This is a genomic window from Dysgonomonas sp. UBA7630 (genome assembly GCF_002483985.1).
Lineage (GTDB): Bacteria > Bacteroidota > Bacteroidia > Bacteroidales > Dysgonomonadaceae > Dysgonomonas.
This window is the reverse complement of sequence record NZ_DLIY01000025.1, coordinates 16,679-37,452: the sequence shown is the minus strand read 5'-3', so window position 1 is coordinate 37,452 and position 20,774 is coordinate 16,679. Positions and strand designations below refer to the sequence as shown.

Annotated in this window: 18 protein-coding genes, 1 tRNA gene and 1 pseudogene; 14 read left to right on the top strand and 6 right to left on the bottom strand. The window is 37.4% G+C overall.

Annotated elements, in window-relative coordinates:
* Nucleotides 1–150: 150 nt before the first annotated feature.
* From B3P17_RS11035 to eco, 3 genes are all read right to left on the bottom strand, one after another.
* Nucleotides 151–669, bottom strand: a complete 519-nt coding sequence (locus B3P17_RS11035; RefSeq protein WP_135103720.1) for an SPOR domain-containing protein — start codon at nt 667–669, stop codon at nt 151–153.
* A 99-nt stretch (nt 670–768) separates the two neighbouring features.
* Complete coding sequence (serS, locus tag B3P17_RS11030) at nt 769–2,040, bottom strand: serine--tRNA ligase (protein WP_252637574.1); 1,272 nt, start codon at nt 2,038–2,040, stop codon at nt 769–771.
* Nucleotides 2,041–2,213: 173 nt separating this feature from the next.
* The gene (gene eco, locus B3P17_RS11025; protein WP_252637575.1) at nt 2,214–2,708 is read right to left on the bottom strand and encodes a serine protease inhibitor ecotin; all 495 of its coding nucleotides are present in this window, start codon (nt 2,706–2,708) and stop codon (nt 2,214–2,216) included.
* 281 nt (nt 2,709–2,989) lie between these two features.
* Here eco and B3P17_RS11020 point away from each other — a divergent pair, with 281 nt between their 5' ends.
* The 6 genes from B3P17_RS11020 (at nt 2,990) to B3P17_RS10995 (ending at nt 9,870) form a co-directional block, all read left to right on the top strand.
* On the top strand, nt 2,990–3,811 hold the full coding sequence (locus B3P17_RS11020; protein ID WP_252637577.1) for a LiaF transmembrane domain-containing protein: 822 nt from the start codon (nt 2,990–2,992) through the stop codon (nt 3,809–3,811).
* Between the two features lie 40 nt (nt 3,812–3,851).
* A complete protein-coding gene (locus tag B3P17_RS11015) occupies nt 3,852–4,655 on the top strand; it encodes a LytR/AlgR family response regulator transcription factor (RefSeq protein ID WP_252637579.1) in 804 nt (267 codons plus the stop codon).
* Between the two features lie 213 nt (nt 4,656–4,868).
* A complete protein-coding gene (gene metG, locus B3P17_RS11010; RefSeq protein WP_252637580.1) occupies nt 4,869–6,911 on the top strand; it encodes a methionine--tRNA ligase in 2,043 nt (680 codons plus the stop codon).
* A gap of 314 nt (nt 6,912–7,225) precedes the next feature.
* Nucleotides 7,226–7,729 (top strand): RNA polymerase sigma factor, encoded by a 504-nt coding sequence (locus B3P17_RS11005; RefSeq protein ID WP_252637582.1) that lies wholly within the window; start codon nt 7,226–7,228, stop codon nt 7,727–7,729.
* On the top strand, nt 7,716–8,327 hold the full coding sequence (locus B3P17_RS11000) for a hypothetical protein (RefSeq protein WP_252637584.1): 612 nt from the start codon (nt 7,716–7,718) through the stop codon (nt 8,325–8,327). Before B3P17_RS11005 ends, B3P17_RS11000 begins: the two co-directional genes overlap by 14 nt.
* 160 nt (nt 8,328–8,487) lie before the next feature.
* A complete protein-coding gene (locus tag B3P17_RS10995; protein ID WP_252637585.1) occupies nt 8,488–9,870 on the top strand; it encodes a tyrosine phenol-lyase in 1,383 nt (460 codons plus the stop codon).
* Between the two features lie 65 nt (nt 9,871–9,935).
* On the opposite strand, the gene B3P17_RS10990 is transcribed toward B3P17_RS10995, so the two are convergent.
* Nucleotides 9,936–10,538 (bottom strand): nitroreductase family protein, encoded by a 603-nt coding sequence (locus tag B3P17_RS10990; protein ID WP_252637587.1) that lies wholly within the window; start codon nt 10,536–10,538, stop codon nt 9,936–9,938.
* Nucleotides 10,539–10,685: 147 nt separating this feature from the next.
* Here B3P17_RS10990 and B3P17_RS10985 point away from each other — a divergent pair, with 147 nt between their 5' ends.
* From B3P17_RS10985 to B3P17_RS10950, 8 genes and pseudogenes are all read left to right on the top strand, one after another.
* Nucleotides 10,686–11,372, top strand: a complete 687-nt coding sequence (locus B3P17_RS10985; RefSeq protein WP_252637589.1) for an HAD family hydrolase — start codon at nt 10,686–10,688, stop codon at nt 11,370–11,372.
* A gap of 5 nt (nt 11,373–11,377) precedes the next feature.
* Nucleotides 11,378–12,301, top strand: a complete 924-nt coding sequence (locus tag B3P17_RS10980) for a class I SAM-dependent methyltransferase (RefSeq protein WP_252637590.1) — start codon at nt 11,378–11,380, stop codon at nt 12,299–12,301.
* Between the two features lies 1 nt (nt 12,302).
* Nucleotides 12,303–14,828, top strand: a complete 2,526-nt coding sequence (locus B3P17_RS10975) for a YfhO family protein (protein WP_252637592.1) — start codon at nt 12,303–12,305, stop codon at nt 14,826–14,828.
* Between the two features lies 1 nt (nt 14,829).
* Nucleotides 14,830–15,735: a glycosyltransferase gene (locus B3P17_RS10970; RefSeq protein WP_252637594.1), complete on the top strand. Its 906-nt coding sequence runs from the start codon at nt 14,830–14,832 to the stop codon at nt 15,733–15,735.
* Between the two features lie 192 nt (nt 15,736–15,927).
* Complete coding sequence (locus B3P17_RS10965) at nt 15,928–16,518, top strand: hypothetical protein (RefSeq protein ID WP_252637596.1); 591 nt, start codon at nt 15,928–15,930, stop codon at nt 16,516–16,518.
* A gap of 1 nt (nt 16,519) precedes the next feature.
* Nucleotides 16,520–17,475: pseudogene (queG, locus tag B3P17_RS10960) on the top strand (tRNA epoxyqueuosine(34) reductase QueG).
* Nucleotides 17,476–17,506: 31 nt separating this feature from the next.
* Entirely contained in the window at nt 17,507–18,049 is a 543-nt protein-coding gene (locus tag B3P17_RS10955; protein WP_252637600.1) for a hypothetical protein, read from the top strand.
* A gap of 150 nt (nt 18,050–18,199) precedes the next feature.
* A tRNA-Leu gene (locus B3P17_RS10950) sits at nt 18,200–18,283 on the top strand.
* 71 nt (nt 18,284–18,354) lie between these two features.
* Here the strand turns inward: B3P17_RS10950 and B3P17_RS10945 are convergent.
* Nucleotides 18,355–19,101, bottom strand: a complete 747-nt coding sequence (locus tag B3P17_RS10945) for a hypothetical protein (protein WP_291105466.1) — start codon at nt 19,099–19,101, stop codon at nt 18,355–18,357.
* A complete protein-coding gene (locus tag B3P17_RS10940; RefSeq protein ID WP_252637631.1) occupies nt 19,083–20,696 on the bottom strand; it encodes an RNA-directed DNA polymerase in 1,614 nt (537 codons plus the stop codon). Before B3P17_RS10940 ends, B3P17_RS10945 begins: the two co-directional genes overlap by 19 nt.
* Between the last annotated feature and the right edge of the window lie 78 nt (nt 20,697–20,774).

The window sequence follows — 20,774 nt, the reverse complement described above, 5'->3', positions numbered from 1 at the left end:
GTAAATATTATCTATATCACTATACAAAGATATAAAAAAAGACGTTCAATTAATACTCTAAAGGTTAAAAGTAAGGGTGTTTAAATGGCATTGGCTTTAGTTATAAACATGAAAAAAGGAGAGCTGTTAAGGCTCTCCTCTTATATTCGTTTAGTATTCTCGCTGTAATATCCACCAATCGTTAAATGGAATTCCGTATTTGCTTTTTAGAGCAGATACATCTCCCATTGCATGGTATTTTTCGAGGATTTCATTCTTTTTAGCTACAGCTTGTTCCTTCGAGTCGTAACTTGCTATAATTACACGATACATTCCCTGATCGTTGCGAACCAATATTATATTGTAACCGTCGTTTCCAAATCTTTCTTTCAAAGATTCAGCTCCGGGTTTCATTGCCATTGCAGCAACAACTACACTGTAAGCCTTCAACCCATTAGCATCACTTTCGTATACCGGGGTTACTTTTTCTTTTCTAACGGTTTCGCTACTGTAGCTAGGAGTCGTAGTCGCCGGTTTCGAAACAGGAGTTGAAGATACTGAGTTCTCTTCCATTTCTCTTTCTTTCGCAGCTTCATATACCGACTTATATGCACTTTGTTTAGGTTTACAAGACCCAAATGCAATAAGGAAAGCCAGAGCTAATCCAATTCCAATTAATTTTTTATTCATATCCTTTATTTTAATATGTTAGATTTAGCATTTGACGCAAAATTAATACATTACCATTTAGTATAACGCTTTTTTGTGGCAAATAGTATGATTTTCACTTTAATTAATAAATTCAAAACCTGTATATGGCACCAATACTTTCGGTATGCGAATGCCTGCATCGGTCTGATTGTTTTCTAACAATGCAGCAACAATGCGGGGTAAAGCTAATGCGCTGCCGTTCAGTGTATGAGCCAGCTGTATCTTTTTGTCTGCATCCCGATAGCGGCATTTCAGACGGTTTGCCTGATAGCTTTCGAAATTGGATACCGAGCTTACTTCGAGCCAACGTTTTTGTGCTGCCGAGAATACCTCAAAGTCGAATGTAAGGGCAGAAGTGAAACTCATATCCCCACCACATAGACGAAGTATTCGCCAAGGCAATTCAAGTTCATCAACGAGTGACTGAACATGAGCAACCATTTCCTTCAAAGAGTCGTAAGAGTGCTCAGGTTTGTCGATACGAACAATTTCAACTTTGTCGAACTGGTGTAAACGATTCAATCCACGAACGTCTTTCCCGTACGAACCTGCTTCGCGACGGAAACAAGCAGAATATGCCGTATTCATAATCGGAAGATCTTTTTCTTCGAGAATAACGTCACGATATATATTTGTTACAGGAACTTCGGCTGTAGGTATCAGATACAAATCATCCAACGTAGCATGATACATTTGTCCTTCCTTATCCGGCAACTGACCTGTACCATAACCCGAAGCAGTATTTACTACATAAGGTGGCTGTACTTCCAGATATCCGGATTCACGAGCTTCGTCAAGGAAATAGTTTATTAAAGCACGTTGTAGGCGTGCTCCTTTTCCTTTATATACCGGAAATCCCGCTCCTGTAATCTTTACGCCAAGTTCGAAATCGATAAGATCATATTTTTTAGCCAAGTCCCAATGTGGAAGCGCGTCTTCTCCAAGTTCAGGTATGATGCCTCCTGTTTTTTCTACAACATTGTCTTCGGCTACTCTTCCTTCAGGAACTTCGTCCGATGGAAGGTTTGGTATAAGAACAAGCAATTCTTGTAGATCTTGTTCTGCTTGGCGAAGTGTATCTTCGAGAACTTTACTTTGTCCTTTTATTTCAGCTACCCTGTTTTTTGCAATCTCAGCTTCGGCCTTATTGCCTTCTTTCATTAGTTGTCCTATGTGTTTCGATAGATTATTGGACTCTGACAAACAAGAATCTAAAGAGGTTTGTGTTCTCTTTCTTGTCTGGTCTATTTCCAATACCTTTTCGATTATTTCTTTTGCATCGAAATGTTTTTTAGCCAGCTTTTTAATTACTAGCTCAGGATTCTCACTAATTGTTTTCAGCGTTAACATAAGTCTGATTTTTGTTTATGTTGCAAAGTTATAAATATTTTAAGAAAATGTTATTTATATACCTATACAAGTTTTATTTGTTTTAGGAAGTAACAAAAGACGATAACGACCTTTATAAAAAAGAGACAGGTCGAAATCGACTTGTCTCTCTGTTTTGACGATTATCAACAATCTTATTTTATTTCAGAGTTTTGGTCTTTGCCGGCTTTCCAAACTCGATATTTAATCTCATAACCTTTCGGAGCGTATACCACTATAGGTAGTTTGCTATTGTATCTCACAATAAGAGATTGACTTGATACAAATCTGTTTTCGTTCGGCTTATTACATGCCATCATTGTAGAGGCTGTTTTTCCATCCGATGTGAATTCGTAATAAGTATATCCCCATCCCTGTAAATCTTTTTCTTCCAATTTACCCATCAGGGTATGCACATTGCAATCCACGCTCATTACTTTTCCGGGAACTATTTCTATCTTGAATTTAGATTCGTCCGACTTTTTACTTAGATAAATCACATGTCTCACCATTCCGTCTTTTGCTGCCGGATAGGGTTCTAGTATTTTGGCTCTTTCTTGTTTGCTTTGTGCATTTGCTACCGAAGCAAGAGATAAGCACAGACTCATCATAAGTAGTGTTAACGCTGCGAGTGTAGTTCGTTTCATCATGTTATTGTTTTAATTGTTTAATATTTAATTTGTTTCTAATATTGTTTTGCTATTATTATGACTAAGCAAAAAGATAAAGGTTTAAGATACTTGTTTGGTGTTAAATCTTTACTTTTATATTCGAATATAACAAGTGCCTGTCGTAAAGGTTCATATCCGATTCTTTTGTTTGCAAGTTTTTATCTTTCGTTTGTCGGGAAATAGAATTCGTTCATCGATTATTACTTGTTTATATATGCCGGTCGGATTAATTTTACATCATAACATTAAATAAGTTTATTATGAGACGAAATTTAGAAGATAGACATTTTTTTAAAAGAGCTAGAAGAGATAAATCAAATAAAGACGGTATCGGTTTTGCCGTTTTGCTAATTCTAGTCGGAGGCTTTTTCTTATTCTTTAATATGGGAATTCTTCCCGATGTATTAAGACCAATATTTATATCGTGGCAGATGTTATTGATCGGAGTTGGGGTATGGTCTCTTGTTGTAAAACGAAAACTAGGGCAGGGACTTTTGGCAATTGGTTTTGGATTATTTTTTATCTACCCCAAATTGAGTTCTGCATTTCCCACTATTTTCATTGATCTCGATATCGATTTCAGAACATACTGGCCAATAATACCGATAACAGTGGGCACCGTTTTAGTATTAAACTGGTTGAGATCTTCTGATAATAAAAAAGGTGAGCGATGGAATAAAGTATATAATGCAGAGACTGATGAGTGGCACGAGTCTGCTCAGGCAATACATAATAAATCCGATTTTTTCGAAAAGAATATGATTTTCGGAGGCTCTGAGCAGATCATATTATCTCAAAACTTTAAAGGAGGAGAAGCTAATGTAATTTTCGGAGAGTTGATCTTAGATTTGCGTAAGGCTCAGCTGGGTGAAAATATAGCATACTTAGAATTGAATGCGATATTTGGCAGCTTGGTTGTATATATCCCGTCAGAATGGACATTAAAGGTGGATAGTTCTACTGTTTTAGGTGCTTTCCAAGACCGACGTTTGTATAAAGACGAATCTTTGGAGAATGAAAATGGCGCACGGGTTATAATGGAGGCTAATAGTATATTTGGCAATATAGAAATCCGAAATTAAACAGATAGCCGTTAGGATGAAGAGTCGCTTGATAATCATAATGTACATTTTTATAGCATTGCTGACTACTGCTATTATATATGGCTGTATGAAGCCTTTGGCGATGGTTCCCTTGCCTGTATTGTGGGCTGACGCTTGTGTCTCGGGGATTGTTTTGTCTATACTTTTATTTTTATTGTATGAGATTGTAAAATATACTCGCTTTGCTACTTTGCCTTTTAAGCAACAGGTCGTTAATTATACTGCATTAGCTATATTATTTGTGTTTTTCTGGTTGGGAGCAGATCTTTTAGCTCTGTATACACTTTTCCCCCAAGAGGAATGGATTGGTTTGTTGCCGATCTCTACAACTCGGATTGTTTTAAGCTTGCTGGTATATGTGTCTGCAATACTTTTTTACAATAATATATATAAGTCTAATGTACAGAGTTCAGATGAAAATACGGATGAGTTTCCTATTGCAGAAGATGATAATATAGAGAATCTCGTGACTGAAGAAATAAAACCAAATGAAGAATTGGAGCGTGTCGCTGTAAAAAATGGGCAAAGAATAGAGGTAATCCCTGTCTCCAATATAATTTATATACAGGCAGAGGGAGATTATGTGATGATATACTCGGATAAAGGTAAATTCCTCAAAGAGCAAACGATGAAGTCTTTCGAAAGCCTCTTACCTTCTACTAAATTTGTGCGTGTACATCGTTCCAGTATCGTAAATGTCGATTTTATAGCGCAAATAGAATTGTATAATAAACAAAGCCAATTGCTAAAGCTCAAAGATGGTTCACAGGTGAGGATTAGTATGAATGGGTATAGGCTCTTAAAGCAAACGCTGGGTTTGTAAGGTTGTTAATAAGGTTAAGAGTTTCAATTTTAATGAAAGTAGTCTCCGCTTCTTTTTTTACCACAGAGTAAAAAGAGTAAAGCGGAGTTTTTGATCATAAAACAAAACCCCAAACAAAAATCATAAAGGACTGTATTTTTTGTCTCTAAGTTCCTATCTTTGCACCACGAAAATGCATTTTACGGGAACTAAATATAAAATAACTTACTATATATGACCAAGAAATACAACAGAACCCTTGTTACATCGGCCCTTCCTTATGCCAATGGTCCTGTACATATCGGACATCTTGCCGGAGTTTATATTCCTGCCGATATTTACGTTCGTTATCTTAGGCTTAAAGGTGAAGATGTAATACACATAGGTGGTTCTGATGAGCATGGTGTTCCTATCACCATCCGTGCAAAGAAAGAGGGAGTTACACCTCAGGATATTGTTGATAAGTATCATGGAATTATCAAGAAATCTTTTGAAGATTTCGGAATAGCTTTCGATATTTATTCCCGTACAAGCTCTGATATTCATAAAAAGACAGCTTCTGACTTTTTTCTAACGTTGCATAATAAGGGAGCTTTTGAGGAAAAAACAAGTGAACAATATTATGATGCGGAAGCTCAGATGTTTCTCGCCGACCGTTATATTATGGGTGAATGCCCTCACTGTGGCAATCCGAATGCTTACGGAGATCAGTGTGAGTCGTGCGGAACATCGCTTAGTCCTACCGATCTGAAAAATCCTCGCTCTACAATATCAGGTTCTACTCCTGTGATGCGTGAAACAAAACACTGGTATCTGCCTCTTGACAAGCACGAATCGTGGCTTCGTCAGTGGATACTCGAAGATCATAAAGAGTGGAAATCGAATGTTTACGGACAGTGTAAGTCATGGCTGGATATGGGGTTACAACCTCGTGCCGTAAGTCGCGACCTCGATTGGGGTGTGCCTATTCCACTGCCCGATGCAAAAGGAAAAGTACTTTATGTGTGGTTCGATGCTCCTATCGGATATATTTCTAATACGATAGAATTGCTGCCGGATAGCTGGGAGAAATGGTGGAAATCGGAAGATACGAAATTGGTACACTTTATCGGGAAAGATAACATTGTTTTCCACTGTATCGTTTTCCCTGCCATGTTGAAGGCTGAAGGTTCTTTTATTTTACCTGAAAATGTCCCGGCAAATGAATTCCTGAATCTGGAGGGAGATAAAATATCTACTTCTCGAAACTGGGCTGTGTGGTTGCACGAATATCTCGAAGATTTTCCGGGACAACAAGATATACTTCGTTATGTACTCACGGCTAATGCTCCCGAAACGAAGGATAATGATTTTATGTGGAAAGATTTTCAGGCTCGTAACAACAATGAGCTTGTAGCTATTCTGGGGAACTTTATCAATCGTGCATTAGTACTTACCCAAAAATATTTTGAGAATAAAGTACCGCAGCTGAATGAACTGACAGACTATGACAAGGAAACCCTTAAAGAGTTTGCAGATGTAAAGGCTGTAGTCGAATCTTATCTCGATACATACCGTTTCCGCGATGCGCTTAAAGAAGCCATGAATTTGGCTCGTATCGGTAACAAATATCTGGCAGATACAGAGCCTTGGAAAGTCGTTAAAACGGATATGGCACGTGTAGAAACAATATTGAATATATCTCTACAGATTACAGCCAATCTCGCAATCGCTTTCGAGCCGTTCTTGCCATTCAGCGTGAAAAAGATACGCCGGTTTATAAATGTTGATAACCTGACATGGGATCAACTAGGACGCATTGATCTGCTGCCTGTAGGACATCCGTTGAATCATTCGGAATTGTTGTTCTCTAAAATAGAAGATGAAACGATAGAAAAACAAATCCAGAAACTTCTGGATACTAAAAAAGCAAATGAACAGGCTGTGGAAGTAAAAATTGCTCCGCAGAAACCAAACGTTGCTTTTGATGATTTTTCGAAGCTCGATCTTCGTGTTGGAACAGTTTTGGAGTGTATAAAAGTACCTAAAGCTGATAAATTGTTGCAATTCTTAATTGATGATGGCATGGGTAAACGTACCATTATTTCGGGAATAGCAGCTTGGTACAAGCCTGAAGATTTAGTAGGTAAGCAGGTGTGTTTTATTGCAAATCTCGAACCACGGAAACTAAAAGGAATAGAGTCGCAAGGGATGATTCTTTCTGTAGAAGATGGGGGCGGTAATTTATCGCTTATTACACCTTCTAAGGATGTAGAACCGGGTTGTCAGATAGGATAAAGAATAATATATTTCTCTTAAACCGATATACCTCAAGAGGTGTGTCGGTTTTTTATTTGAACTTATTTTGATTTTTGACCACGAAGTCTCACGGAGTAAAGCGTAAAAAACTATTGTCGTCTTTTGTCATTGATTACACTGCGTTCCGTCGAACGTTCTTTCTGAGCGAAGAAAGGATCTCCTTGCAATAAAGAGTCGAGATGCTTCGTTACCTCAGCATGACAAATAGAATATACAGTATTATTATAAAAAAATAGTTTTCTTGTAATAAAATTCAAGTAACTTCTACTATATAGTAAAAGGACAATAATGATATGGATGATCTGAGAGAGAACTTTCTACAAATGCTGGAAAAATATCAATCCATTTTGCATAAGGTGAGTCTTATCTACTTTAGGCATGAAGATGAACGGAAAGATAATTTTCAGGAAATTGTTTATCAGATGTGGAAAGCATACGCATCTTTACGAAATAGAGAGAACGTTGTATCGTGGATATACTCAATATCTATCAATACTTCTATATCACGAATTAGAAAAGATTCCCGGATGCAGTACCGGGAAGAATTGCCCGATGAGGCTTGTGTAGATATGGCTAAGCAATGGGCTGTGGATGAAGATATGAGTATGCTGTTGACAGCTATTTATAATTTGAATGATATCGACAAATCGATCATACTGCTTTATTTGGAGGAGAAAAGCTATGAAGAAATTTCAGAAATCATAGGTATAAGTAAATCCAATGTAGGGACTAGGATAAACCGAGCAAAAAATATTTTGAAGGACAACTTAATTAAGATGGGTTATGAAAAGGGATAATTTACAAGATATATGGCACAAAGGAAGCTCTAATATAGAGGCTCAATCTTCTGAAGACCTCAAAAAGCTGCTAGAAAAGAAGGTTGTCAAAGTGATGAGAAAACATTCTTTTATTGATTATATTTCCATATCGGTAGGAATTATACTTTTTGTATTACTGGTATATGCCGGAATAAAAAGAGCGAGTGATACCTATTATCTAATAAACAATATAGTGCTATGCTTTGTAGTTGCTGTCTTTGTTGTATCGGGCATCCGATCGCACTATAAGATAAATTATAATACGATGAGTCTTCCTCTCAGAGATTGGTTGAGGTATCGGATAAATGAGATATCCAAATCGCAAAAGATGTATCCGGTTCGTTATCTTTTTGCGATCTTAATGATTTTACCATGCTATCTGTCTTTTTTCGTATATTCAATAAACAGGTCTTTTCTTGATGTTGTTACGAATGAAGCGTTCTTTCCTGGTTTTCTTATTGTATTTATTAGCGGTTCTTTCTCTTCTTTCTTGGCCATGAGGAATATAAGCCTATATAAAAAGAAAATATTAAAAAGTCTTAAAAAAATGTATGATCAACTTTGCGAACAAGATTGATCCCTGTTATTTTGTAAGTAAATAAGGTTTGTTTCTATTTTCTTTTTGATGTTTTTATTTTATATTTGTAGTGTAGTGCTGTTTGATTTGTCAAATAGTTAGTTGACCTTGCTTTATTTTCTTTTCGATAAATAATTCTTTTAACCAAAAATCTACGAATATGGCATTCTCAAAGAAACCATGGGCAGAGCCCTATCGCATCAAAGTAGTAGAACCCCTGAAAACCACAACAAGGGAGCATCGTTTGAAATGTATGAAAGAAGCCGGATGGAATACCTTCTTACTCCATGCCGATGATGTCTATATCGATTTGTTGACGGATAGCGGAACGAATGCGATGAGTGATATGCAATGGTCGAGAATGATGATCGGGGATGAGGCTTACGCCGGTAGCCGCAGTTTCTACTATTTGGAAGAAGTCTGTAAAAAATATTACGGTTACAAATATATTCTGCCTACTCATCAAGGTCGTGGAGCCGAAAACTTACTAAGCAAATGTATGATTACTCCGGGACAGTATGTGGCAGGTAATATGTATTTTACGACTACACGTCAGCATCAGGAGATTGCAGGAGGTACATTTGTAGATGTGATTATCGATGAGGCGCACAAAAGTCAATCTACACATCCTTTCAAGGGAAATATAGACCTCGAAAAATATGAGAGGCTGATTAAAGAAAAAGGTGCAAAAAATATAGCCTACATTACTGTCGGTGCCCCTGTGAATATGGCGGGAGGGCAGCCTGTGAGTATGGCGAATATGAAGGCCGTATCGGAACTGTCTCACAAGCATGGTATCAAAGTTGTGTTGGATGCTACACGCAATATAGAGAATGCGTATTTTATCCAACAGCGCGAAGAGGGTTGCAAAAATCGCAGCGTAGAGGATATAAATCGTGAATTTTGTTCTTATAGCGATGCTGCGACAGTCAGTGCCAAAAAAGATTTGTATGTAAATATCGGAGGTTTGGTTATGTGTAACGATGCTGATCTTTACGATGATTTACGAAGTCTGATTGTTGTATACGAAGGAATGCCAACATACGGAGGTCTTGCCGGAAGGGATATGGAAGCGATGGCTCAGGGACTGATCGAAGCTGTACAGGATGATATGATAGCCTCGCGTGTTCGTCAGGTCGAATATTTCGGTAATCTGCTGTATGAGGCAGGTATACCAATTGTGTTGCCTATCGGAGGACACGGTGTATTTATTGATGCCAAGAAATTTTACTCACATATACCACAAGATCAATTTCCTGCACAGAAACTGGCTGCGGATATTTATATCGAATCAGGAGTGAGAGGAATGGAGCGAGGAATTGTATCGGCAGGAAGGAATAAACAGACAGGTGATCACTATTATCCCGAGCTGGAGTTGGTGAGATTGACTGTTCCTCGTCGGGTATATACACAGGCTCATTTCGATGTGGCAGCTTGGAGTATAATAGAGATGTTTAAAGATCGGGATAAAGCCCGGGGATTGAAGATGGTGTACGAGCCTAAATTCCTTCGTTTCTTCCAAGGACGATTTGAGGAATTATAATAAAACAAAGGGAGCGGTTTTTGCCGCTCCCTTTGTTTGATAAAGAACTTAACCTATTCTTTCTTTTATTTAAATACTACTACTCTGCTTTCTAGCGGTTGGAATTCCTTTGGTCCTGCTTCGCTTGTTGGTGTGCCAAATGGCATTTGAGCTATCAGTTTCCATTTAGGGCTGATGTTGAATGCTTTGGCTACTTCCTCATCAATTATCGGATTGTAATGTTGCAGTGATGCGCCTAATCCAGCTTCTTCGAGCATTGTCCAAATAGCAAACTGGTGCATTGCCGATGTGTGCTGAGACCATACAGGGAAGTTTTCGCTGTATGCAGGGAATGCGTCTTGCAAGCCTTTTACAACATCTGTATCTTCATAGAAAAGTATTGTTCCGTGACCTGCAGCAAATGCACCGTCTATCTTCGCTTCTGTAGCCGGAAAAGCTTCAGGTGAAACAAGCTTCTTTAATACCGATTTTACAATATCCCACAGTTTTTTGTGGTTGTCATTCAATAGGAGAACTACCCTTGTAGATTGCGAATTGAATGATGATGGAACATGCAAAACTGCGAAGTCTATAATTTCTTTTATCTGATTATCTGAAATAGGGCTCTTGTCATTGATAGCGTAATATGTTCTACGACCTTCTATTGCTTCTTTAAGATTCTTTTTCATTGTTTATTTTATTTAATTAGTGTCTAAACTCTATAGTTGGCTTTGTTTCTCTAACGTCAAAGTTAAAGCAAATGTTTTAGTGATTTATATAAAAATAATAATAGTTATCTCTTCAAATATCTATATATCTAAGTATTTCGTACATTTGTGGCTGAATTCTTAACAAATGGTATAATGCTTTTTTCGGGAGTAATATTTGATTTTAACGGAACATTATTTTGGGATACTAAGCTGCATAATAAAGCATGGGATATATTTCTGACTAAACATGGTTTGTTTTTATCCGATGAGGACAAGTTTAAGAAGATGCATGGTAAAAACAATAAGGATTTGTTTATTGAATTATTTAATAAGCCCTTGTCTGACGTTGAAATTCAAAAGTATGTGCTTGAAAAAGAAGGACTGTATCAGGATCTGTGTTTGCAAACCGATATGCAATTAGCACCCGGAGTTGCTGACTTCCTGGATTTCCTGAAAGGGAATAAAATACCATTTACCATTGCCACTGCCTCAGGGAAAGAGAATCTCGATTTTTATTTCGAGCATCTTCCTCTTACCCGATGGTTCGAATACGATAAGGTTGTTTATAACAACGGAAAGATAAAAGGAAAACCCGATCCTCAGATATATCAGAATGCTTTGGCTATTATAGGCAAGCAACCTGAGGATGTCATTATATTCGAAGATGCTGTAGCCGGATTGCAATCTGCACGAAATGCAAAAGCCGGAAAAATAATTGTCGTAAACTCAAATGATGACGATTATACAGACTGGTCGGATTGCCAGATAATTAAAAATTTTGACGAAGTAGATAGAACGCAATTTGTATTATAAAGAAAATGGAGAGCTCTATAAAGAAAGTTCATACTGTAATTTGTCCTGTCTGCGGAAGTCGTGGAATTGACCCTTTTCTATCCTGTAAAGATTATCTTACAACTCAGGAAGTCTTTGAAATCAATAAATGCAATGTATGTGGTTTTGCTTTTACTCAGGATTTTCCTGTCGAAAATGAAATCGGAAAATACTACGAAGCACCTGAATATATTTCACACTCGGATACAAACCGGGGAATAATAAACAGTCTGTACCATCTGGCTCGTAAGATAGCTTTGAAGTCGAAGTCGAAGCTAGTTACCAAATATGCGGGCAGTAAAAAAGGGATGCTGCTTGATATAGGTTCAGGAACCGGCTATTTCCTAAATCGGATGAAAGAACTGAAATGGATTGTAACAGGCATAGAGAAATCGGCATCAGCCAGAAAGTATGCAAAACAAAAATTCGGCATAGATTGTCAGGACTCCGAATATCTTTACGAGATTCCGTGCCAGACAAAAGATGTGATTACGATGTGGCATGTGCTGGAGCATCTCGAACATCTGAACAGTGTACTGGACTATCTCCAAAAAATATTGAAAGATGACGGTACTCTCGTTATTGCTTTGCCCAATAAAGAATCGTTTGATGCAAGATACTATAAAGAATATTGGGCTGCCTACGATGTGCCCCGCCACCTATGGCATTTCTCTTCTTCCGATTTTCAGCGCATTGCAAACAGGCATCAGTTCGAAATTATAGAAGTGAAGCCGATGTATTTCGATGCTTTCTATATATCTATGCTGAGTGAGAAAAATATGGGACATTCGTTTGCCAGTTTGCGAGGATTGATTCGAGGTGGAGTTTATTTCCTACGTACTTTGAGGAATAAAAATGGCAGTAGTTCGTTGATTTATATATTAAAGAAGAAAATAACAAACACAAAATAAGATGATAAAAAAAGAGCAGTCTTTGGTGAAGATGTTGTTGCCACATATTATTGCAGTGGTTGCATTTCTATTTATAACAATGGCATATTTTAGCCCTATGTTGCAAGGTAAAGTGTTGTCGCAGCACGATGTAACACAATATCAGGGCTCAGCAAAGGAAATTAGTGACTATTACTATAATGAGGGTAAGACTTCGGCATGGACAGGCTCGATGTTCTCCGGTATGCCTGCGTATCAGATAGGTGTGCATGGAGGCAGTCCAAATTTTCTTGACTATCTCGAAGCTCCTGTAAAAGCATTGGGCAACACTACGGCAGGACCTGTTTTTGCAGGTATGCTGATGGCCTATATCTTATTTTGCTTGATGGGATTCAGTCCGGCAGTTGCTATATTGGGGGCTGTTGCTTATTCGCTGTCATCTTACAATATTGTTATACTCAACGCCGGGCACGTGACTAAAGCATGGGCACTGGCATACATGCCGCTGATAGTGGCAGGCTTTATGTCGTTGTTTAAGAATAAAATTCTGCTCGGTAGTGTGTTGGTTGGTTTGGGGCTGGCTCTACAGATAAAAAGTAATCACTTACAGGTGACTTATTATACAGGTTTACTCAGTGTTATACTCTTCATTACATATGCAGTTGAGGTTCTCTCAAAAAAGAATTATAAGTCATTCCTTATGTCGTGTGGTGCGATGATTATTGCTGTGGCTTTGGCTGTGTTGGCTAATCTGGGGAATATATACGGCAATATGGAAATGGCACGAGAAAGTACGCGTGGAAAGTCTGAGTTGACTTCGCCGAAGTCTGAATCGGAAAAGCAATCGTCAGGACTCGACAAAGATTATGCTTTTGGGTGGAGCTATGGCAAAGCGGAAACATTCACATTCCTTGTTCCTAATCTGTACGGGGGAGAATCGAAGCCTTATGACAAAGATGCTCAGAGTATAAAAGTATTGACTCAGAAGGTACAATCGGGAGAAATTCCTGCCGAATTTGCCAATCAGGTGTCACGCATTCCTCAGTATTGGGGCGACCAGCCGTTTACTCAGGGAACTGTATATCTGGGAGCAATCGTTTGCTTCTTGTTCCTGTTGGGTATGATCATTATAAGAAGCAATGTAAAATGGGGTTTACTCGTGGCTACTATCTTTTTCATATTGCTGGCTTGGGGTAAAAATCTGGAATGGTTCAACGACTGGTTTTTCTATCACTTCCCGCTCTATAGTAAATTCAGGGCAGTGTCTACGGCTTTGGTAGTGCCTGCACTCACTATTGTTATGGTTGCGGTGTGGGGAATAAAAGAATTTTTCTCGGGAGAAATAGATAAAAAGAAACTAAAGAAAGCACTTTATATATCGTTAGGCGTAGTTGGTGGTTTTTGCCTTATTCTTTGGATAGCGCCGGGAGCATTCTTCAATTTCACTTCGGGTGCAGATGCACAATGGAAAGCACAGGTTCCTGAATGGTATTATAATGCATTGCTAGCCGATCGTCAAGACTTGATGTCGTCCGATGCTTTACGCTCTTTGGTGTTTGTTTTGTTGGGTGCAGCAATTTTGTATTTCTCTCTTCGGACGAAGGTTGATACAAAGAAAATGACAATATACGGTTCGCTGGGACTTGCCGTTTTAGTCTTGATCGATTTGTGGGGAGTTGATAAACGCTATTTGAATGAGAATAATTTTGTGGCTAAAAGCACCTACAAAACAGAGACGTTTTCTCCCTCGGTAGCCGATCAAGCTATCTTGAAAGATCGACATCCTTCCTACAGGGTTTTGAATCTCAATAATCCGTTTGCGGAAACAACGACTTCTTATTATCATAAATCTATTGGAGGCTATCATGCAGCCAAACTGAAACGTTATCAGGAATTGATCGATAGTCGTCTGGATGGTGAAGTTAATCAGATCATCGGCACATTCAGTTCGCAAAATATAGATACAATCATGGCATCGTTTAATAAAACGAAAGCACTGAATATGTTGAATGCAAAATACGTAATATATCATCCTGAACAACCACCATTGGTAAATCCGAATGCAATGGGAAATGCTTGGTTTGTAAATGAATACAAGTTGGTAAATAATGCTGACGAAGAAATTGCGGCAATCAATACTTTAGATCCGCACACAACAGCCGTTGTGGATAAGCGTTTCGAAAGCGAATTGTCGGGATTGAAAATTACCCCCGACTCTACAGCTACGATAGAACTAGTATCATATAAGCCGGATGTGTTGACTTACAAAACAAAAGCTGCCTCAGATCAACTAGCCGTACTTTCTGAGATTTATTTCTCGAATGGTTGGCAAGCTTATGTTGATGGAAAGGAAGTGCCTCACTTCCGTGCCGATTGGACATTGCGGGCAATGCGTGTTCCGGCAGGAGAGCATGAAATTGTTTTCAAGTTTGAGCCTCAGGGATATTATAACAGCCGCCATGTGGCAACAGCTTCTTCGGCAGTACTTGTTTTGTTGTTGATCGGCATAATTATAAGACCTTTTGTTTTGAAGAGAAAGGAAAAATAAAATGAAGCTATCTGTTATTTTCTGTACATACAATAGGGAGAAATATCTGTACAATGCGTTGAAAAGTATTTCGCAACAGAATATTCCATATCACGACTACGAAATAGTTATGGTGAATAACAACAGTACAGATTCTACAGAAAGTATTTGTAAGCAGTTTCGATATGATTATCCTGGAGTTAATTTCCGATATTTTCTTGAAACTCAACAGGGACTTTCGTATGCACGCAACAGAGGTGTGCAGGAGAGTAGGGGAGATATCCTTGTTTTTGTAGATGATGATGCTACTGCCTTCGAATCCTATCTTTCGTCCATAAAATCATTCTTCGAATCTCACCCCACCGTATCGGCATGTGGCGGGCCTATTGTGCCAGTATATGAGGTGGATAAACCGAAATGGCTGTCTCATTATACCGAGCAGCTTATTGGTGGAGCCCTGTACGAAGGAGATAAGATAAAACCTTTCAGCAACGGTAAATATCCCGGAGGTGGAAATTCAGCTTTCAGAAAACAAGTATTTGATAAATACGGACTGTTTAATGTAGAATTGGGCCGCAAGGGAACAGGGCTGATCGGGGCTGAAGAGAAAGACCTTTATGACAGACTGACAAGAGGTGGTGAAAAATTTTATTACCTGCCACAAATGGGTATCCATCATTATATCCCCGAAAAAAAACTTACAGAATCTCACTTCAGGGAACTAACTTATTCTATCGGAAAAAGCGAACGTATTCGTACTAAATCGATATCACCCAAGACCTACCAAAACAGAGTTTTTGCCGAATGTAAAAAATGGGCGGGCTCTATTGTCTTGTTTTTTGCTTATGCATTGAGGCTCTCTCCCGACAAGGGTTGGAAGCTGATACAATTCAGGTGGTATGTAAGTAAAGGGCTACTAGGGAAGTAGATTTTTCTGTATAAACCTCATATATAATAAAATAATTGTACTTTTATCTATTAAAGAGGATGATACATGACAAAAAAAGGTAACAAATAAAAGTACTCTGAAAAGTGTCACTTTTGTCACCTTTTGCTTGTAATGTATTGTTGAGTAGGTTTTTAGTTTTATGTGACGTTGTCACTTTTTAGTGATTAAAATATGAAAAAGAAGACTAATAGTAATTTATTGAAAGTTGTTGCCGCTATTGTAGTTGTTATCGTATTACTCTTTTTGTTTAGAGGAAACATTTACCGCATGGCTGTAAAATATGAAGATGGCGGAAGCCGTAAGTCTTATGATATAAAAGAAGGAGATTTGGCTACATTCATCAATCAGAGTCTACCTAACGATGAGGCATTAGATGCTACTATAAGCATTGAGCAGATTATCGACTTATCTCAGGAGATAACTACAAAAGTATTGGATTTTTCTTCCGATGCTCAGGAGAGTGATCCTCAGAAGCTTTTTGTTGCCACAGAGGCTAATTATACCGGCTATGCTGCTTTTACATCTGCTGTAGGTACTTACCTTATCAAGAGGTTTGGAATGGATAAGGAGTGGGAGGCTAAACCCAAGAAAGGCAAGCTGTACCTCTTTGGGAGCAACATGACTAAAGATGCTAAGAGCGGGTGGTTTAAAGATCATGACTTTGTTGTGTTCAGGAATAAGAATACAAAAGAGGAAATATACGTAGATCCTACAGTGGATGAATATCTTGGGCTGAAGCGAGTTGATAGATACCAAAAGTAAAATGTTGGCAAACGAAGATATCTCCCTGCAAATAAAAGATTATGCTTATAGTCTTGGCTTTGATGCTTGTGGGATTTGTAAGGCTGAGCCGATAGAGCTAGAGGAACAACAGTATTTTAAAGACTGGATTAGTCATTCATATCATGCCGATATGGATTACTTAAAGGAAAATTTAGAAAAACGNNTAGAAATTCGGAGAAACGATGCAACCCTACTTTATTGGTTGAAGGTTCCCGTTCGGTGATCAGTGTCGCATTGAATTATTACCCCGAAACAAAGCAACCGCAAGAAAATCCTCAATTTGCTTATTACGCCTATGGCAAAGACTATCACGATGTGGTGAAGAGTAAGCTACAAACGCTGCTGGATTACATTAAGAGCTTAGAGCCGACGACCGAAGGACGGGCTTTTGTTGATACAGCGCCAATCTTAGAACGTTATTGGGCAGCCAAGGCCGGATTGGGATTTATTGGAAAAAATTCGTTGCTGATCATCCCGAAGAAGGGTTCTTATTTCTTTCTGGGCGAATTGATCATCAATCTGGAACTGACATACGATACTCCATTGAATTTATCGTGTGGAAACTGTACTCGCTGCCTCGATGCATGTCCTACATCGGCTATCGTAAAGCCTAGAGTGGTGAATGCGAGTAAGTGTATTTCGTATCAGACGATAGAAAATCGTGGCGAGATTGATGAACAGGTAATCTCGAAGATGAATAATCGTTTTTATGGCTGTGATATTTGCCAGCAAGTTTGTCCTTGGAACAGATACTCGCAGCCGCATCAGACGGAGGAGTTTAACCCCTCTCAGGCTTTTCTAGACCTGTCTTTTGACCGCCTCGATAAGCTGTCGGTTGAAGACTACCAGAAGATATTTAAGGGTTCGGCGGTGAAGCGTGCTAAATTTACAGGGTTGAAAAGAAATCTGGAAGCATTGAGGCAGAATATGAAATAATATTAAGTCGTTGATAACGTTTTGTAAGAATATGAAAAAGATAAAATATATAGTTTTGATAGTTGTGTTGGTGTTTTTGGGTTGTGAAAATGAAAAACCAAAGTATACTATTCCTGCTAGTCGTGTCAATTTTAACATCAATACATCATTCTTGGATAATAACTTAAATAACACAGGGAACATCAATGTATATTTAAGGAGTAAGGATAAGGCAAATTACGAAAAGTTAGTGGCAAACGTAAAAGGCCTGCAAGTTCTAAATGGAGATAGGGCAGGTAGTCCATATGTTGGCTATTCCGGGCTTCTTGTGATTAATACAGGTTCTACGTTGACACCAACTCCATTTGCTGTCTTTGATTTATGTTGTCCTGTAGAAGGGTTGGAACATGTGCGTGTTTTGCCTACAAATAATGGTATAGCAAAATGTCCTCAATGTAATTCAATATATGATATTATTTCTGGAACGGGTATTCCCAAGAGCGGACCAGCTTTAGAAAAAAGGAGCTCTTTGCAATCGTATTATATTGCACCAAGGGGACAAAATGAGTTTCATATATATTATGGGCAAAATTAGGTGCGATTTCTTTTGTAGAAAGGAAAACATTTTTTACATTTGCACTCGCTAAACGGAAAAGGCTTCCAAAATGTTGGGATTATAGCCTTGGATATAGCAGTAATTGCGAAAGTAGCTCAGTNNTCGAATCCCGTCTTTCGCTCATAGGCTGCTCGGATGGTGGAATGGTAGACACGCAAGACTTAAAATCTTGTGACCATTACGGTTGTGCGGGTTCAAGTCCCGCTCCGAGTACGGAAAACCCCTATTAATCTTTTGATTATTAGGGGTTTTTATTTTTTAAGAGGGATAGTTTGAGGAGTAAATTATATAGATGTATAATTATTTGTTATATAATTAATAATTTCTGAATAAATTTCTGCAGATGATTCTCCTGCAATAATTTCACATACAGTTTCTATTTCCTCATTCCACTCTACCCCTGTTCGAATATTAAATAAATAGAACCGTTGGATATCGTAAGGTTCATTACTGACTGAGTTCAATGCTCCATAAATGAGCAATTGATACAAATCATATTTTGTAATATTACCATTTCCTGCTTTAATTTCAACAAGGGTTTTTCCCAAACGAATATCGCCAGTACATTCAAAAAGCAAGCCACAACCTTGAAATTTAGGATAAATTTCAAAATCTTGCTTTCCATTTGAAAACGATAATAATCGATGTGCCAATTTAATAACAATATCTAATTCTGTATTTGTCAATTCATCTTTGAAATTATCAGAATTATCAAGTATCTCCATTCTTTCCGCTTCCGAAAACTGCAACTCTTTAATTAAATCTATATTTTTATCAACAAGAGATTTCATATCTCTTGGATTTGTTTTCTGCTCATAAAAATGATAGAATAGTTTAAAAGAAATACCATTTATTAAAGCTCTACGTGATGGGATATCTTCTCCTTCATAGGTTATAGGCGTATAATGTCTCTCTTTTAATCCAGAGTTAATCATTCGTACATAATGATCTATTCCTGGTAGTAATTGATTCCAGAAACTAGAATAATATTTGATAAATGTTTTTTCTGAAATCATAATGGCATAATCCAAGTTGATATTTTTGATTTTTCTTTAGCCCACTCACTAATAATACTTTCACTTGTAGAAAATGTTCGTTTATTAAATCGTAACCAATGGTCACCTTCATCTCCTAAAAAATGAGCTGCAATAATAAACATACGACGTTCCCATTTATTCATTGTTGAAAAGGCATCTTTTTTGTCTGCTAGCCAATAATAAGCCTTCCATCTTATCATTATCTGAATAACTATACTTTTTATAAGAAGGCTTTCCGAAAACTTCCCATAGACTTTGTTTATCACGTCTTCATTCTCAGCACTCGAAACAGAGCCAAGAACTCTTAATAAATATGTCATATTAATTTCAGATTGTATTATATAAGAATCATCTAAAATTAGTTGCCGTAAAACTTTATGCAAGTTCTCTCTTGTTTCAGCTTCCAATTTATCATTATGTTTGTAAGCTGATTTCATTATCTCAGGAAAAATCGGATACAATATATCAAATCTATTTATTATAGAATCAAAAGCTCTAGAAATGATATTAGAATCCAAAATGTCAAAAGTTTTGATTAATCGTTTACCAAATTGTTGATGTATTCGAACCTTCTTCAATTCATCGTTTAATAGCCCTACAATGTCAAACTCGTCTAGTTGTTCTTTTATCTTTTGGTAATCTTCATCAGCATTATCCGAGTATGGATCATAATTAATTGGAAGTGACATGAATTTAGCTCTTTCCTTTTCTTTAAAATCATCACTTTCTGCATTAATTCGAGAGGATACTAATTTCTCAAATTCAATTCGCGTTTGTATCTGTGTCTTATGTTTTTGTAGAGTGAGCCCTTCATTTTTCATTAATTTACCTGCTAAATAATTAAGAGCAGAATGAGCCTCTTGCATTGTCCTACAAAAAATATGAATATCATCTACAAATCTTTTAAATTTAAAGCCGTGACTAAATAATAGTTTATCAGAATTATTCAAAGTTAGTTCAGCTAGTAACCTCGCTGCTTCTCCTCCTATCGGCAACCCGTAAGATTTAGTGTTAGAGAACTTTTGAATAATATTTTTAATTTTCTTTGGTAAATCATTGCCTGCATCAAGTCTATCCAGTGCATTTTCTAATGGATGATGATATATTCTGTTATAAAAATCCGCAATATCACAAATAACGACATACTCGTAATCAGAATTATTCTTAAGAAAATCCAATGAGTCTCGCTGAAATCTCAACCAGTTATAGTCTGTATCAAAAAGCATTCTCTTCTCTTGATTTACACAAAATCTATAAGAATATACAACCCCTTCTTCTTTCTTAATTCTCACCTTCTCAATTGCTTCTCCCATTTCAATTACTGCTGAAAGGAAATAAGCATTCCAAAATGGATCAATTTGTGTAGCCCATCTAAAGCCTGTATATCCAATTGGAGCTAAAGCGCTAATATTTACAGGAGGATTATTCACAATCTCATTGACAAAATTTTTATCCAATTCTTGTAACAAGCCTATAATTTCATCTCTTTTATCAAAAAATATTAACTTTTCAATGGGATATGGGAAGATGTCAGTATCACCATATTTTGCAATATTATCTACTGCTAATTGAATTGATTCTATATTCATTACTATGATCTTTAAGTAATACAAACTATAAGCTAAAGTTAAAAGTATTTATAATACAATCAAACCAATTCAAGAAGA